The following is a 17,252-nucleotide window of genomic DNA, read 5'->3' as shown; positions in this document are numbered from 1 at the left end:
TATGTTTATATTTAATTCTTTTTTAACAAAAAATAAGCGCGCCTTTTTTGCCGTCGGCCTCGCCAGCGCATTGATGAACATACTTAATCTTTCTGGCTCGCTTTTCATGCTGGAGGTTTACGATCGCATCTTGCCCAGCAAGAGCATCCCGTCGCTTGTGGCGCTGGTTGTTCTCCTCATCATTCTCTACGCATTTCTGATGGGCTTCGACATGCTGCGCAGCCGGATATTGGCACGCATCTCCGACGATATGGACGACACGCTCAATCAACGGCTCTTCCGGGCGTCGATCGGCGCCCCACTCCTCGCCTCCGCCAGGATCGACGGATTGCAGATCGTCGGCGATCTCGACCAGATACGCCAGTTTCTCTCCGGCCCCGGGCCGGGAGCATTTTTTGATATTCCCTGGTTGCCCATCTATCTGCTGATCTGCTTTGCCCTGCACCCGTGGATCGGCTTTGCCGTGCTTGGCGGCGCCGCCATTCTTGTCGTATTGACGCTCCTGACCAATTGGCTCACCGAAAAAGCGACCAAACAGGCCTATGCCGCACGCGGACAGAGAAACGCGCTCGTCGGCAACAGTCAGCGTAACATCGAGTCCATCAAGACCATGGGAATGATGGGGTCGGTGACGTCGATGTGGAACGATCTGCATTCCCAATATCGCAGCATCACCCTGTCGACATCCGATACGGCGGGAACGCTCGGCGCGATATCGCGGACATTCCGGCTGCTGCTGCAGTCCGGCGTCATGGCGATCGGCGCCGTGCTGGTCATAGAGGGCAATGCGTCGGCGGGCAGCATCATCGCAGGCTCGATCCTCTCGGCGAAGGCGCTCGGCCCCGTCGAACATGCCATCGCCAACTGGCGCAGTTTCATGGCGGCCCGACAGGGCTGGAAACGGATCAATGAATTTCTTGAACTGGTGCCGGAGCCAGCCGCACCGCTTTCTTTGCCGCGACCGCAATATACCGTCGCGATCGACCGCGTGACGGGTGGGCCGCCCAATGGCGCGCGCGACACGGTCGCCGATATTTCCTTCACGCTGAATGCGGGCGACGGCCTTGGCATCATCGGCCCGAGCGCCTCCGGAAAATCGACGCTGGCGCGCCTGATGACGGGTATCTGGCCCTATGAGCGCGGTTCCGTGCGCTTCGATGGCGCCGCCTTGAACCAGTGGGATTTCGAGGTTCTCGGCAAATCCATCGGTTACATGCCCCAGCAGGTGGAGCTGATGCCGGGAACGGTGGCGCAGAACATCGCCCGCTTTGACCGCGACGCGACAGCGGAAGACATCGTTGCCGCGGCCAAGGCAGCGCAGGTTCATGAGCTGATTTTGAACCTGCCCAATGGTTACGACACCTATATCGGTGACCGCGGCGAGGCTTTGTCGGGCGGCCAGAAACAGCGCATCGGCCTCGCACGCGCGCTTTTTGGCGAACCGTTCTTTGTACTTCTCGATGAACCGAACTCCAATCTGGACAGCGAAGGCGAAATGGCCCTGCGCAATGCCATCGGTGACATCCGGGCGCGAGGCGGCATCGTCGTCGTCATCGCCCATCGCCCCAGCGCCATCGAAAGCGTCAATCTCGTCATGGTGATGAGCGGCGGCCGGATGCTTCGTTTCGGCACCAAGGAAGAGGTGCTGGCCCAAATCCTGCGGCAGAACCTGCATCAGGTGCCGGCAGCGGAGGACGAAACACGCAAGATCGAAAACCGGGTGAGCGAAAATGGGTGAGCAGGAAAATGCCGGCATGACACATGCGTCCCTCATAAGGCACTCCGCGGCCGTGATGGTTCTCGCCATCGGACTGCTCGTCGGATTGGGCGGCTGGGCGGCCATGGCAAAGCTTGCCGGCGCCGTCGTCGCCACCGGGCGGGTCGTCGTCGAAGGCAATTCCAAGAAAATCCAGCATCTTTCCGGCGGAATCGTCAGTGAAATCAAGGTCGCCGAAGGTGACAGGGTTGATGCAGGGCAGATATTGCTGCGGCTGAGCGATACGATCGTCCAGGCCAATTTATCGATCGTTGAAAACACGCTTGCGCAGCTTTATTCGCGCCGCGCGCGCCTGCGCGCCGAAATTACCGAGGCCGCGTCTTTTACCGTGCCGGAAGATCTGGTGGAATTGACCAATCCAAAAGCCGCCAGGACATTCATCGATAGCGAACAGGGCCTTTTCAACAGCCGCCTCAGTGCACTGACCGGCATGAAAAAACAGCTGGCAACGCGCAAGGAGCAACTTCTTGATGAGGCGCGAGGTATGGCCGTTCAGGTTGAGGCAACCGAAAACGAGCTTGCCATCGTCAAGGAGGATGTTTCCAAGACGCAGGAACTTTACAGCAAGGGGCTCGTCACGCTTCAGCGGCTCAATCTTTTGAAGCGGCAGCTTTCCAACCTCGAAGGCCAGCAGGGCCAATATATGGCGGCCCGCGCCCAGACGGTGGGCAAGATGAGTGAAATGGACCTGCAGCTGCTTCAGCTCGACGAAGACCGCAAGTCCGAAGTTACCAAAGACCTCACATCCGTCGAGGCAACGGTCGCCGAATACGAAGAGAGGCTTGCCGCAACCCGCGATCAGCTGGACCGCCTTGATATTCGCTCACCGATCGCCGGGCGTGTCTATCAGCTTTCCGTTCACAATATAAACGGGGTCATTCAGCCGGGCGAAGTGCTGATGCTGGTGGTGCCGGAGAAAGACGACCTCGCAATCGAAGCGGACATACTTCCGCGAGACATTGACCAGATTTACGTCGGCCAGCCGGTCACCATCCGGTTCACGGCCTTCAACCAAAGCACGACACCTGATGTCGTTGCCGAAGTCGCCGTCGTCGCTCCCGATCTACAGATGGATTCCCGAACCGGCGCATCCTTTTACACTCTGCGAATCAAACCGGATAAAATCGGGATGCAGCATCTTCCGGGCGGAAAACTGTACCCTGGAATGCCGGCGGAAGTCTTCATACAGACGAGTGAGAGAAGCGTTCTCTCCTATTTCGTGAAACCGTTCCAGGACAGGCTTAATAAAACATTCATACAGGAATAAGCCTGCTTGTCCCGTATATTATCCAAATGAAAACATTCGCAAAAACAAAGATTCAATACAGCCTATACTTTCGAAAAAGCATAATTTAGACTCTTGTTTTATTATTTTTTATGGATTAAAAATCACTCGTAATGGTTATCTTAAAGTAAATTTCAATTCATTTCAGTCTCAAAAATTTATGGGAGAGTAACATGGCATTAACTGTCACTTTCGGTAATGGCGGCGCTTCGACGGTTTCGTCGCTCACCAACCTTATCGACCAGGAAGCTTACAAGCTCCTCACGGAATCCACGACGCAGACCAAGGAAGGCTCCTCCCTCGAATCCGGCGTGGTCAATGTCGGCGCGGTTGCCGTTCCGGGCAGCGGTGCGGGCGGCAATGTCGATATCGGATATAAAGCCGATACTAACAGCTTCAATTTCGATGTGACGTCGGCATGGAACTCGGTGAAGAACGTTCTCGCCAAGTCCGACTCGGCGGAAAATCTTTCGTTCAAGGATTTCGTTCAGGTTGACGTGCATCTCGGCGGCACCACCGCTTCCAACGTCGAAGTTCTCAATGCCAAGCGCGGCAATATCTCCACGGGTTCGGGCAACGACACCGTCATTCTCTCCGTGCTCTCGAATGACAAGGCCTGGGTAAACGCCTTCAACATCGACACCGGCGCCGGCAACGACACCATCATCGTCAAGGCTGGCGCTGCATTCAATGATCCGTCTGCTGCAGGTGCGGGCGGGGTTGCTGCCGGCACCAATGTTGCAAACAACGGCAAGGGCATCACCGACGGCAGCGCAACCTCGGTCACGATCAACGCCGGCGACGGCAACGACACGATCGACCTGAGTGGTGTCAAGCTTGCTTCGTCGCTGGTAACCGGCGGCAAGGGCATCGACCGCATCATTGCCAGCGGCGGTGCCGATACTTTCGTGTTCAATCTCGGCGACATGGCCAAGAGCATTGCCACCGACACCATCGCCGGTTTCGACGCCAGCATGGACAAGCTCAAGCTGGTCGGCACGGCAATCCAGAACTGGACACTGACGAGCTTCGAAGACGACACCATCCTCAGCTACAATGTGGATGGCGCGCACAAGGGTGAGAAGATCATCGTTTCGGGCGTTCACCTTACCGGCAGCGACTGGTTCACCGCATAATTCTCTCAAGGAGAATTTGCATTAGCGGCGCCATAGCCTAAAAATGATCGTGGTCCAGAGACACAGTCTGGACCACGATTTTTTGTGCATGATTTAAAGAAGATGGTTCAAAAAAGACTCTTCCGCCAGTCAAGGTAAAATTGCGATCCTGAATGCGACACTGCAAGACAGGAAAAATGATCTTAGAAGCAGTCCATTGACCCGTCCTGACATCAGAACACGAAGAAACTGCGCGAGCGTGACAAAACTGCACTAGCGCAATGCAGCAATCGAAGAGATTATGGTCTCTGACTGATATTTAAGAGCAATGACATACAACGTTTCTCTGAACCGTGAATTGCGCGCGATTGCAGATTTCCCGGGACAGACGATCGGCGAATGAACTTGAAGCATCGCCTGGAATTGGGCATATGCCTGAGCCGGGCGAAAGCAGTTTTCGAATACGATTCTGCTGAAGACATGTAATATCGGCTGACGTTTTCTTTACCGATGCCGTTTGTGAAGTAGATATTTTTTAAAAAATTATACGATGTCCGAAACATTTCTGCTTTCGGACAAAATTTATTTTGAGGACCAAATGCGTTTATTGAATGTTTCGATCCTGCTTGCCTCCGCAGCACTGGCAGGCTGCACGGTCACAGCAGCTTCCGGACCCGATGCGGCATCAATCGAATCCAACGCTTCGGTCAAATTCGGTTCCAAGGACAAACAGAAAACCGCAGGCGTCGATTACGCTCTCATCGATATAAACAGCGCCGTTCTGAACTATGTCGGCGACACCACCACGACCACCCTGCTCGGCAGCTTCGGCGGCGGCAAAGGCGGTGTTCCGGCGCTGCCGATGGGGGTTGGCGACGTCGTGCAGGTCGCGATCTTCGAAAGTCAGGCGGGCGGCCTGTTTATCCCAAGCGACGCGGGCAGCCGTCCCGGCAACTATATCAGCCTGCCGAACCAGACCGTGGACCGCGAAGGCAATATCAGCGTGCCTTACGCCGGCAAGATCCGCGCGACGGGCCGCAATGTCGAGGATGTGCAGAGCGAAATCGAGGAACGGCTCGCCAACCGCGCCATCGAACCGCAGGTTCTCATCACCAAGATTTCAAGCCGCTCGGCACAGGCATCCGTGCTTGGCGATGTCAAGGAACCAACGAAGGTCCAGCTTTCAGAAGCCGGTGACCGCGTTCTTGACGTCATATCCTATGCAAAGGGCCTCAGCGCGCCGAACATCGAATCCTATGTCACGCTGATCCGCCGCGGAAAGACCGCACGCGTCAACTACAATCACCTTGTCAGCACGCCCTCCGAGAATATCTATGTGGTTCCGGGCGATACGATCATGGTGGAGCGCGAACGCCGCACCTACCTCGCCTTCGGCGCTTCCGGCCTCAACGGCCGCTTCGAATTCGAGGACGCCGATCTCAAGCTTTCCGATGCGCTCGGCAAGGCAGGCGGGCTGCTCGATTCCCGCGCGGACCCCGCCCAGGTCTATGTCTATCGTATCGTCAAACGCGACCTTCTGGTCAAACTCGGTATCAATACGTCCAGGTTCCCCGGGCAGGACGTTCCAGTCATCTTCCGCGCCAATCTGCGCGATCCGTCCACATTTTTCGCCAGCACGAAGTTCCCGATGCAGGATCGCGACATCATCTACGTCACGAATTCGCAGGCCACGGAACTTTACAAGTTCCTGGATCTCGTCGGCTCCGTTCCTGCAACGACGGGCAATGTGGCCGAGGATGTGCTTGCGACCCGCAACGCCATCCGGGCCTTCTGATCCCGGTATCACGCCACCGTCACCAGAGCCGCCACGCAAGCGTGGCGGTTTTTTCTTGACCATGACCAGCGACGACTACGGCATGGTCCGCCGGTCAGGACGCATCCCGGCGTCACGCTGCCTTGAGAACAACCCGGCACTTCCTGATGAAAATCGGCGTCGACCTCTGAACCCGGCCCGAGACAAAAGCGACCGCCATCATGCGACGGAGCCAGTAACCTACACCGGCAAAAAACGCCGAATCCCTTGTGGCGCAAGGCGACACCGCCGCAAACATTGTCACCGCCATTACAAAAGTTTAAGGTGATTTCGCAGCGCATTGGGTGTCTTGTGGGGGAAAGCTGCTCCCACGGCTTGCCGCACATGTTCGGGAAACATGTATCGCTCTCATTATGCGGAACCGTCAGATGAAACGTTTCTGGACCGCCCTCAGCGTTCTTGCCATCGCAGCCGTCGGCGCATGGTATTTCAAGGATCGCCTGCCGCTCGATCAAATTCCCTATCTCAAGCAATTCGCCAGCGTTTCCCCCAAGGCGGAAACCGGCACGGCGGACACCAGAACACAGCATGCGCAAAACGGCCAGTCGACCCCGCAACAGGGCCAGAGACAGGGCAGCGGACGGCGCAATGGCGGACCGCCGACCGTCAGCACCATAGCGGTAGACAAGGCGACCCTGCCGATGGACGCAACGGCGACGGGCTGGGCGGTTGCAGCCGATATCACCAACATAGCTCCGCTTCAGGCCGGCCTCGTCACCGAAATCGCGGCAAAGGACGGTCAGCATGTCAAGGCCGGCGACCTGATACTGAAAATGGATGACCGCATCGCCCGCGCGGCCGTTGACAAGGACAACGCCAATATTGCCGCCGATCAGGCGACGCTGGATCAGGCCGAGGCTGCCCTTCAGCGTGCCGCCAATCTGGTCAAGCAAAATGCCGAGGCCCAACAGGTGCTGGATCAGGCCAAGGCAGCCCGGGATTCCGCGAGCGCCAAAATCGACGCGGACCGCGCGACACTGGCCTCCGATCAGGTGACGCTTGAGAACATGGAAATCCGCGCACCCTTCGATGGGCGGCTGGGTGATATCAGCGTCAGCCCCGGCGCTTATCTCAGCGCCGGCGTCAATATCGTGACGATCACGAAATACGACCCCATCGACGTCAGTTTCCGCCTGTCGCAGCGTTACCTGCCGCAATTGCGCGAAGGTCTTGAGAACGACACGATGGTGGATGTCGATCCGGCGGCGACGGGTGGCGAGGCCATGCAGGGCGTGCTGCGGTTTTACGACAATACGGTGGACCAGACCTCCGGCACCGTGCTGGTCAAAGCGGAATTCAAGAATGATCGCGGCCTTTTGTGGCCCGGCCAGTCCGTCAATGTCACGACCCATTTCGTCTCGGACAAGGAGATGATCGTCGTGCCGACAGTCGCGGTTCGGCCGGGACCGAAGGGCAGTTTCGTCTATACCGTCGACGAGAATCATCGGGTCCATATGACAAGCGTGGACGTCGCCCGCTCGAACGGCGATCTCACCGCCATCGCAAGCGGCCTGTCCGGCGGAGAACATGTGATCATCGAGGGTCAGTCGGAACTCGCCGATGGCCAGCAGGTCGTCGAGCAGTTTTCCGACAAAGGTAGCGCGGCCAGCAATCTCGCCGCCAATGTGCCACAGGAACAGGGTGCCGGCCAATGATCCCGAATTTCTGCATCAACCGGCCCGTCGCAACCACACTTCTCGCCATCGGCCTTGTGCTGGCCGGCTTGGCCGGTTTCCGGCTGCTGCCCGTCGCTGCACTGCCGAAGGTCGATTTTCCGACAATCAGCGTCTCCTCGTCGCTATCAGGCGCTTCGCCGCAAACCATGGCCACATCAGTCACCACACCATTGGTCAAGCAGTTCGAGACCATACCGGGCGTCAGTGAAATCAGCGCCACAAATACGCTCGGCAACAGTTCGATCGTGCTGCAATTCGACCTCAACCGCGATATCGATGCGGCGGCCGCCGATGTGCAGGCTGCGATTTCGCGGGCGCAGCGGCAATTGCCGAGCAACATGACGACGACGCCGAGCTACCGCAAGACCAACCCGGCCGATGCCCCCATATTGCTGCTGGCCGTCAACAGCAAGGAATTGCCGACCAGCAAGGTGGACGAGATCGCCGAGGATATCATCTCGCCGCTCCTCTCCACCATTTCGGGTGTCGCCCAGGTCAGCGTCTACGGTGCGCAGACCTATGCCGTCCGCATCGGCCTTGACCCCGCGCAGCTTCAGGCACGCGGGCTCGGCGTCGATACCGTCACCAATGCTATCGCCCAGGCCAATAATCAGGTGCCCGTTGGCGCCCTGCAGAATGACAACCAGCGCCTGACGATCGAGGCCGACACCCAGCGCACCGATGCTGCGGCCTTCCGCTCACTGGTCGTGGCGACGAATAATGGCGCACCCATTCATCTCGGCGACATAGCCAATGTCACCGACAGTATCGACAACACCAATGCCGGCAGCTGGTTTGATGGTGAACAGGCCATCATCCTCGCCGTGCAGCGTCAGCCGGACGCCAACACCGTCGACGTGGTGGATGCCATCAAGGCCAAGCTGCCGGCGCTTCGCCAGCAATTGCCGCCCTCGGTCAACATCAACGTCATGAACGACGCCTCGACCGCCATCACGGACGCGATTTCGGATGTGCAGTTCACGCTGTTTCTCACCATCGGGCTGGTGGTCGCGGTCATCTATCTTTTCACCGGCCACCTGACGGCGACCATCATTCCGGGTCTTGCCGTGCCGCTGTCGCTGATCACCGCCTTTGGCGCGATGTATGTGCTGGGCTACAGTATCGACAATATCTCGCTGCTCGGACTCACATTGTCCGTCGGGCTTGTGGTGGACGACGCCATCGTCATGCTGGAAAACATATTGCGCCTGCATGAAAAGGGCCTGACCATGCGCGAGGCCGCGCTTCAGGGGGCGGCGGAAGTCAGCAACACCATCCTGTCGATGTCCATTTCGCTCGTTGCCGTTTTCATTCCCATCCTGCTGATGGGCGGGGTGGTCGGCCGGCTCTTCAACGAATTCGGCATGGTCGTCACACTGGCGATCATGGCGTCAGCGCTGGTCTCGCTGACGGTGACGCCGATGCTCGCCTCCCGTCTTTCCGGCCATTCCTCCCGCCCGCCCGCCATCATCCGCTGGTTCGATGCGGGTTTCGAGCGTACGCTCCGTGCTTATGGCCGTGCGGTGAGCTGGTGTCTTTCCCATCGCCGCGTGGTTCTTGCGTCGTTTCTGGCATCGATTGCCGCCTCGCTCTACCTGTTCGAAACCCTGCCCTCCAGCTTCTTTCCCCAGGAGGATATTGGCCGTCTTTCCGTGTCGACGCAGGCACGCGAAGACATTTCCTATACTGCGATGCGTGACCTTCAGGCCCAGGTTGCCGACCAGATCCGCAAGAACCCCGCCGTTGTGCACGTGACCTCCATCGTCGGTGGCAATTCCCGCAATCCGCTCAACAACGGTTCGATGTTCGTTGAACTGAAACCCAAGGAAGAGCGCGCACCGCTCAGCCAGGTGCTGGCGGAACTGGGGCAGGCCACATCGAAAGTGGCCGGCATCCGCACCTATATCAACCCGCAGCAGAGCCTGCGTTTTGGCGGACGCAGCTCCGCCAGCCAGTACCAGCTCGTCGTTCAGGGCCTGAATGCCGACACGACAAATGACTGGTCGAACAAGCTGATGGAGGCGATGCGCCGCGACCATACCTTCACTGCCGTCACCTCCGACGCCCAGAACGGCGCCATTGCTGCAACGATCTCCGTCGACCCGGAAAAGGCGGCGGCCTTCGGCATCACCAATGACCAATTGCGCAAGACGCTGGAAATGTCATTCGGCGGTTATACGGCCGCGCAAATCCAGTCGACCGGCGACAGCTATGATGTGATTGTGGAATTCGACAGCTCCAAACAGTGGAATGACGATTTCCTGAGCGATATCAATATTCTATCGGCGAAATCGGGTGTTCTTGTTCCGCTTTCCAACTTCGCCACCCTCACCCGCACGCAGGCACCCGTCACCATCAACCAGACGGGCCAGCTCGTCTCCACCACCATCTCCTTCAACCTGCCCGACGGCGTGGCGCTTTCCGATGCCACAAGCCGGATCAACGAGATCAAGAGCGCGATCGGCCTGCCGCAGGACGTGTTCACCAGCTATGGCGGCACGGCGGCGATTTTCCAGCAGAGCCAGGGCAATACCGGCATCCTTATTCTGGCGGCAGTGCTGACCATCTATGTGGTCCTCGGCGTGCTCTACGAAAGCTTCATCCACCCGTTGACCATTCTTTCCGGCCTGCCGGCGGCAGCTTTCGGCGCATTGGTGGCGCTGAAGGTAATGGGCATGGATTTCTCGATCATCGCGCTGATCGGTCTGCTGATGCTGATCGGCATCGTCAAGAAAAACGCGATCATGATGATCGATGTTGCGGTGGAACTGATGCGCGAAAAAGCCGAGCCACCCACAACGGCCATTCACGAAGCCTGCGTACGCCGGTTCCGGCCGATCATGATGACGACCTTCTGCGCGCTGCTGGGCGCGCTGCCCATCGCACTCGGCTCAGGCGCCAGTTCGGAACTGCGCCAGCCGCTCGGCATTGCCGTGGTCGGCGGGCTCATCGTCTCGCAATTGCTGACATTGTTCATCACCCCGGTGATCTTCGTGGAGATGGACCGGTTCGGCAACTTCCTCACCGGTTTGTTTTCCCGCAGGAAATCAGCCGATAAACACGCCGAACCGCAAAAGCCGGAAGGCAAAGGCCAACCCGATTCCGTTGCCGCCTAGGGCATTTCCGGTAAAGATGCGTAACGGTTTTACGACCGGAAGATACCGGAAAACAAAAGGATAGAGCGGGTCCGATGATTCCGTTTAGGCCGAACATTCTCCAGTGCAGGCTTTCGAGGCGCTTCGGCGCCTCGAAGAAATTCGCCGGGGCGCTACGGCTGGAATAACAGGGCCCTTGTCAGCGAATGGAAAAAACCCGGCCCGGGTCCTTTTACTGCCGGGCAAACCGGCCGAAGGTCCCACCCGAAAAGCACAACGGGTCGCCATCGCGGTGAGCGGCGCGCAACACTTCGCCGACGATGATGGTGTGGTCGCCCGCATCATGGGCGGCCGCCTGCCGGCATTCGAAACGGGCCAGCGTGCCGGGAATGACCGGAACACCTTCGTCGTTCATTTCCCAGTCCAGATCATCAAAGGCGCGGCCATTGCGGGTGAAGCGCGCGCTCAGCACATCCTGATCGGCGCTCAGCACATGGATGGCGAAATGCGTGGCACCGCTGAAGGCCTGATAACGCGACGAGCTTTTGGCCGGCGACCACAGCACCAGCGGCGGATCGAGCGACACGGACGCGAAGCTGTTGACCGTCATGCCGATCGGGCCTTCCGGCGTCGTGGCGGTCACCACCGTTACGCCTGTCGTGAAAGCGCCGAGCGCATTGCGGAAGCTGCGGCTGTTTTCGCCGCCGGGAACGAATACATGTTCGTTAGGCATCTTGATCGCCTCTGCCACTGTCATCACGGCACCTCTTTTCCAATCGCAAGGGTGTAGAGTTCGAACCAGGTCTGGCGGTCCATCGTCACGCTGAGGGCATCGGCCGCCGTTTTGATGCGCTCGATATTGTTGGTGCCGAGCACGGGCACGATCTTCGCCGGATGACGCAGCAACCAGGCGATCGCCACGGCCGTGGCATCAACACCCTGCTCCTTGCCGATGCGCTGCAGCGCCGCCATGGTTCCACCATGAGCGCCGGAAAACAGCGAGCCACCGCCAAGCGGCGACCATGCCATCGGAGAAACGCGCTTTTCCTGCAGAAAGGCCAGATCGCCATTGGTGAAACAATCCGTCGCAAGAAGGCTCATTTCGATCTGGTTCGTCACCAGCCGGTTTTTCATGGCCGATTGCAGCAGCGAGAAATCCCATGGCCGGAAGTTGGAGACACCAACGGCCTTTACCTTGCCCGACGCCACCAGTGCGTCGAGCGCCTTGCCGGTTTCCTCCGCATCAACAAGCGGATCAGGGCGATGAATGAGCAGGAGATCGACATAATCGGTTCCCATGTCGCGCAGCGACGCCTCGACCGAGGCATTGATATGGCCAGCCGTCGTATCATAGTGCTTGACGCGGGCGGCGGAGTGGCGTCCGGCCGGTGCGACGATGCCGCATTTGGTGACGATCTCTATTTTGTCGCGCAGTCCCGGAGCAGCCTTGAGGCCGTTACCCAGAATGGCTTCCGCCGTGTATCCGCCGTAAATATCGGCCTGATCCATGGTGGTGATGCCCTGCGCCAGGCAGGCTTCGATCTTGGCCTGCACATGGGCGGGCGAGGTGTCCTTATCGTCACCGATGCGCCACATGCCATAAACGATGCGGCTGAGTTCGAGTTTGTCGGAAAGAGCGATGCGTTCCATCAGTGGCGTTCCCCGTTGCCGAGCGGCGTGGCAGGTGTTTCAGAAGGTACCCGGCCGTAGGCATGCGGCAGGGAGCAGGTTTTCATCTGCGGCAGAACCTTGGTACCGAAGTGTTCAGCCTCATCAATATGCGGATAGCCGGAAAGAATGAAGGCGCGAATGCCCATCTTCTGGTATTCCTCCAGCGTCGACAGAACCTGATCCGTCGAACCGACGAGAGCCGCACCGCAGCCGGAGCGCGCCCGGCCGATGCCGGTCCACAGATTGGGTTCGACATAACCGAACTTGTCAGCCAGTTCGCGGGCACGCGCCTGATGCGACACGCCGAGCGAGCCGCTGTCATGGGCGCGGTTGCGGATCAGCTGGCCATATTCGTCATCGAGCTTGGAGACGAGATGCTCCGCATATTCGCGGGCTTCCTGTTCGGTATCGCGCACCACCATGTGGACACGCAGGCCGTAATCCAGCGTGCGACCATGGGCGGCTGCACGTTCATTGGCGGCGCGCATACGGTCCGCCAGCTGGTCCTTCGTCTCAGGCCACATCAGATAGACGTCACACTGCGCGCCACAGAGTTCGAGCGCATCCGGCGAATAACCGCCGAAATAAAGCAGCGGCCCGCCATTCTGCTGGTAAGGCCGTGCCGGCTCGGTGGAGACGCCCTTGAACTGGTAGATTTCACCGTCATGGTCGATGGTGTCGCGCGTCCATGCCTGACGCAGGATCTGCACGACCTCATGGCTGCGCTTGTAACGAAACGCACTATCGGCCACCTCTCCGGGAAAATCGGAGCTGATGACGTTGAGCGTCAGGCGGCCCTTCAACATGTGGTCGAGCGTCGCCACGGTGCGCGCCAGCATGATCGGCTGCATCTCGCCGCAGCGGATCGCCGCAAGGAAATTGATGCGGTCACTGATCGGCGCACAGCCTGCAACGAAGCTCAGCGTATCCTGCCCGACCTGATAGGAAGAGGGGCAGAGGATGTTGCGGAAACCGAGTTCCTCGGCCTTTTTGACGATATCGGAGCAATGGTCGAAGCTGGAACGCAGGCTGCCGTCAGGCACGCCCAGATAGGCGTAATCATCGGAGCACAAAGCGGAAAACCAGGAGACCTCGGCAGCATCGAGATCAGCGGATGTAACGGGTACGACGGTCATGCAATTCCTCCTCAGGGCCGCTCTTGTTTTTCTTGCATAACATCAAGAAATATGTAAATCAATGATGTATCAATTTTTGTTTCGGGGAGGAAACGGCATCATGAAACACACTGGCGGCAGCCTGCCCATGTATCTGCAGATCGCCGAAATGCTGGTACGCGAGGTGGCGGCGGGCCGGCTGATCGACGGCGAAAAGCTGGCGCCGGAACGGGACATGGCGGCCGATCTCGGTATTGCCGTCGGCACACTTCGCAAGTCACTCGCCGAATTGCAGGAACGCGGCCTGCTGGAGCGCGTGCAGGGTTCGGGCAATTACATCCGCGCCGTCAGCGATCCACAAAGCGTTTATGCCTTCTTCCGCCTCGAGATGATCGAGGGTGGCGGCCTGCCGACGGCGGAGGTTCTGGATGTGGCGCGGCTTGCCAAACCCGCCGCCCTGCCCACCTTCGGCACCTCGACGGAAGGACATCGCATCCGCCGCCTCCGGCGCATTGCCGGAAAGCCGGCGGCCATCGAGGAAATCTGGCTTGACGGTTCTTATGTCGACACGATCGCCATCGAGAACATGTCGGAATCCCTCTATCTCTATTACCGCACCCGTCTCAATCTCTGGATATCGAAGGCGGAGGACCGCATCGATCTGGGCGATGTGCCCGAATGGGCGCCCGAGGCCTTCGGTCAGAAGCCGGGCGCGCCGGTGCCGCGCGTGCTGCGTCTCAGCCAGGCGCAGGATGGCGCGGTGGCCGAAGTCTCATGGACATGGTTCGACCATACGGTCGCCCGTTATGTTTCTCGCATACGTTGAGATCGAGCAAAATTCGCGTGATCCACACGGGCTAAGGAATTTGACGGGAGGCAAGGAAGCAGCGACCTGCCCAGCTGGCGATTTCGCGGTTATATTTCTTTAAATCAACGACTTAATAGTTTTTGATTTCTGTCAGAAATAAAATTGATACACTATTGATTTCCTTTTTGTGAGAGGTAATATCACGGAATTAGGGAGACAGGCGTTTCGCCATCCCACGCTATCGCCGGATAATCGGGACAGATTTTCGACAGAGCGATACGTGGAACTTGAAGGTTGATACCGGCTTTTGCGTCCATCCGGATTTTGGACGAGCCGGTCGTGAGGAGGAAAATATGGCTTCGGTCAGCCTGCGCAAGCTGGACAAAAGTTACGGTGCCCTGCGTATCGTCAAGGGCATAGACCTTGAAATCAACGATGGCGAATTCGTGGTTTTCGTTGGCCCTTCCGGCTGCGGCAAATCCACGACGCTGCGCATGGTCGCGGGTCTGGAAAGCATCAGCGGCGGCGAGGTCATGATCGGTGACCGCGTCGTCAACCGGCTGCCGCCGCGCGAACGCGACATCGCCATGGTGTTTCAGGACTATGCGCTTTATCCGCACAAGACCGTGCGCGAAAACATGGGTTTCAGCCTCAAAGTACGCGGCGTGAGCGCGTCGCAGGCCAGCGCCAGCATCAATGAGGCGGCAAAGATGCTCGGCATCGAGCATCTGCTCGACCGCCGGCCCGGCCAGCTTTCCGGCGGCCAGCGCCAGCGTGTGGCCATGGGCCGCGCCATCGTGCGCCGGCCGCAGGTGTTTCTGTTCGACGAGCCGCTTTCCAACCTCGACGCCAAACTTCGCGGACAGGTGCGCACGGAAATCAAGCGGCTGCACCAGCAGCTCGGCACGACAATCATCTATGTCACCCATGACCAGGTGGAGGCCATGACACTGGCCGACCGTATCGTCATTCTGCGTGGCGGCGATATCGAGCAGGTCGGCACGCCGGACGAGGTCTATAACCGTCCGGAAAGCGTCTTTGTCGGCGGTTTCGTCGGTGCACCCGCCATGAATTTCGCCCGCGCTAGGGTAAATGGCGACCGGCTGACATTTTCCGACGGCAATTCCCTGCCGATGGCGGCCATCCGGCCAGCCCGCGAAACGGGCCTCGAAGGGCGCGACGTCATTGTCGGCATTCGCCCGGAACATTTCGGCCACGCCGAGGGCTTCGATACGCAGCTTGCGGTCAAGGTGCAGGTGGTGGAACCGCTGGGTTCCGATACGCTCGTCCATTTCAGCCTCGGCGATGCGGCGCTGACCGCCAGAATGCCGCCGCAGCTTCGCCCGGCGCCGAACGAGGAGCTTAGGATCGGGCTCGATCCGTCCAAGGTTCATCTTTTCGACGCCGCGACGGAGCGCTCCATCCACTGATTGCCGGGCGTGGAAACGCTGCGGCCAACGGATTTAATAACGGGAGGAACACATGAAATTCAAAGCTATAACCAGGGCAGCGCTCTGCGCAACCATGCTCACTTTCTCGGGACAGGCCTTTGCCGATGCCGAACTGAAAATCTTCGTTTCCAGCCAGCATCAGCCGGATGTCTGGCGCAAGGCGCTCGATCAATATGAGGCGAAGACGCCGGGCGTGAAGGTTGTCATCGAGACAGGCGGCAACACCTCGGAAATGCAGGCGCAATATCTCAACACCGTGATGTCGGCGAAGGATTCCAGCCTCGATGTGCTGATGCTCGACGTCATCCGTCCGGCGCAATTCGCCACCGCCGGCTGGACCAGCGATTTCTCCGGCAAGGACATGTCCGCCTATCTGCCGACCTATGCCGAAGCCAACACCGTGGACGGCAAAATCGTGGCATTGCCCGCCTTCGCCGACTCCATGTTCCTTTATTACCGCAAGGACCTGCTGGACAAATACGGCATTCAGCCACCAACCACCTGGGACGAGCTGAAGGAAGCATCCAAGAAGGTGATGGAGGGTGAAAAGAACCCCGAGCTTCAGGGCCTGTCCTTCCAGGGCAAGGCGATCGAAGGCGCGGTCTGCACCTTCCTCCTGCCCTATTGGAGCGAAGGCAAGTCGCTGGTCGAAAACGGCAAGCTGAATTTCGATAATCAGGCGGCCGTGGATTCGCTGAAGCTCTGGAAGAGCTTCGTCGATGAAGGCATTTCCAAAAAGAACATTTCCGAAGTCGCGACCGACGACACCCGCAAGGAATTCCAGGCCGGCAAGGTTCTCTTCGCCGTCAACTGGTCCTACGCCTGGACGCATTTCCAGGGCAAGGAATCGCAGGTGAACGACAAGGTTGGCGTCGCCCGCCTGCCGGCCGTCAAGGGCGGCGAGCAGACAACCTGCCTCGGCGGCTGGGAATTCGGCGTTTCCGCCTATTCCAAACAGCAGGATGAAGCCAAGAAGCTGGTGGAATATCTCTCCGGTCAGGATGTCTCGAAGTTCATGGCCATCAACGCCACGCTGCTGCCGACCTATGCCGCGCTTTACAAGGATGCCGACGTGACCAAGGCCATCCCGTGGTTTGCCGATGCCCTGCCCGTGGTTGAAACCGCCAAGGCCCGTCCCGTGACGCCGCGTTACAACGAGGTCAGCGAGACGATCCGCACCACCGTCAACGGCGTACTTGCCGGCGTCATGACGCCGGAAGACGGCGCAAAGCAGATGGAAAGCCGTCTGCGGCGCGTTCTGCGCTAAGTTTCCAAGCCGGAAAGCGGCATGGTTTCATGCCCTTTCCGGCTGCTTCGACGGACAGGAATAAACGCGCCCGGGCGGTGCGATAAACGGGCCGGATATGAACCGGTCCGATCGGGAGACGATGACGTGAATCCAGTTGCGGGAGTGGCAGGTGTGAC

General features: G+C 58.8%; 12 protein-coding genes. 9 read left to right on the top strand and 3 right to left on the bottom strand.

The annotated features are described in order from the left end of the window. Position 1: 1 nt before the first annotated feature. The 6 genes from N434_RS21960 (at position 2) to N434_RS21935 (ending at position 10,803) form a co-directional block, all read left to right on the top strand. The gene (locus N434_RS21960) at positions 2-1,738 is read left to right on the top strand and encodes a type I secretion system permease/ATPase (RefSeq protein ID WP_110760298.1); all 1,737 of its coding nucleotides are present in this window, start codon (positions 2-4) and stop codon (positions 1,736-1,738) included. After that, positions 1,731-3,044 carry an HlyD family type I secretion periplasmic adaptor subunit gene (locus N434_RS21955; RefSeq protein ID WP_110760297.1) on the top strand — a complete coding sequence of 438 codons (1,314 nt, stop codon included), beginning with the start codon at positions 1,731-1,733 and terminating at the stop codon, positions 3,042-3,044. The genes N434_RS21960 and N434_RS21955 overlap by 8 nt, the downstream gene beginning before the upstream one ends. Positions 3,045-3,235: 191 nt before the next feature. Next, positions 3,236-4,198 (top strand): rhizobiocin, encoded by a 963-nt coding sequence (locus N434_RS21950; protein WP_110760296.1) that lies wholly within the window; start codon positions 3,236-3,238, stop codon positions 4,196-4,198. Positions 4,199-4,775: 577 nt separating this feature from the next. Beyond that, a complete protein-coding gene (locus N434_RS21945; protein ID WP_065117638.1) occupies positions 4,776-5,972 on the top strand; it encodes a polysaccharide biosynthesis/export family protein in 1,197 nt (398 codons plus the stop codon). Positions 5,973-6,379: 407 nt separating this feature from the next. Next, complete coding sequence (locus N434_RS21940; protein ID WP_110760295.1) at positions 6,380-7,666, top strand: efflux RND transporter periplasmic adaptor subunit; 1,287 nt, start codon at positions 6,380-6,382, stop codon at positions 7,664-7,666. Next, a complete protein-coding gene (locus N434_RS21935) occupies positions 7,663-10,803 on the top strand; it encodes an efflux RND transporter permease subunit (protein WP_110760294.1) in 3,141 nt (1,046 codons plus the stop codon). The genes N434_RS21940 and N434_RS21935 overlap by 4 nt, the downstream gene beginning before the upstream one ends. A 211-nt stretch (positions 10,804-11,014) precedes the next feature. Here N434_RS21935 and smoA read toward each other — a convergent pair whose 3' ends face one another. Genes smoA through N434_RS21920 form a run of 3 tightly spaced genes read right to left on the bottom strand, consistent with a single transcriptional unit; the run spans position 11,015 to position 13,589 of the window. Next, the gene (smoA, locus tag N434_RS21930; protein WP_110760293.1) at positions 11,015-11,539 is read right to left on the bottom strand and encodes an NADH-dependent FMN reductase SmoA; all 525 of its coding nucleotides are present in this window, start codon (positions 11,537-11,539) and stop codon (positions 11,015-11,017) included. Beyond that, a complete protein-coding gene (locus N434_RS21925) occupies positions 11,539-12,432 on the bottom strand; it encodes an aldo/keto reductase (RefSeq protein ID WP_110760292.1) in 894 nt (297 codons plus the stop codon). The genes smoA and N434_RS21925 overlap by 1 nt, the downstream gene beginning before the upstream one ends. Continuing rightward, positions 12,432-13,589 carry an LLM class flavin-dependent oxidoreductase gene (locus N434_RS21920; RefSeq protein WP_110760291.1) on the bottom strand — a complete coding sequence of 386 codons (1,158 nt, stop codon included), beginning with the start codon at positions 13,587-13,589 and terminating at the stop codon, positions 12,432-12,434. The genes N434_RS21925 and N434_RS21920 overlap by 1 nt, the downstream gene beginning before the upstream one ends. A 100-nt stretch (positions 13,590-13,689) precedes the next feature. Between N434_RS21920 and N434_RS21915 the strand changes: the two genes are divergently transcribed. The 3 genes from N434_RS21915 (at position 13,690) to N434_RS21905 (ending at position 17,094) form a co-directional block, all read left to right on the top strand. Next, the gene (locus N434_RS21915) at positions 13,690-14,394 is read left to right on the top strand and encodes a GntR family transcriptional regulator (RefSeq protein WP_110760290.1); all 705 of its coding nucleotides are present in this window, start codon (positions 13,690-13,692) and stop codon (positions 14,392-14,394) included. A 335-nt stretch (positions 14,395-14,729) separates the two neighbouring features. Further along, entirely contained in the window at positions 14,730-15,806 is a 1,077-nt protein-coding gene (locus N434_RS21910; RefSeq protein WP_110760289.1) for an ABC transporter ATP-binding protein, read from the top strand. A gap of 52 nt (positions 15,807-15,858) precedes the next feature. Next, on the top strand, positions 15,859-17,094 hold the full coding sequence (locus N434_RS21905) for an ABC transporter substrate-binding protein (RefSeq protein WP_065117631.1): 1,236 nt from the start codon (positions 15,859-15,861) through the stop codon (positions 17,092-17,094). Positions 17,095-17,252 lie beyond the last annotated feature (158 nt).

Origin of the sequence: Rhizobium sp. UGM030330-04 (genome assembly GCF_003208455.1) — a bacterium.
GTDB classification, from domain to species: Bacteria; Pseudomonadota; Alphaproteobacteria; order Rhizobiales; family Rhizobiaceae; genus Agrobacterium; species Agrobacterium rhizogenes_A.
This window is presented reverse-complemented; position numbering and strand designations above follow the sequence as displayed.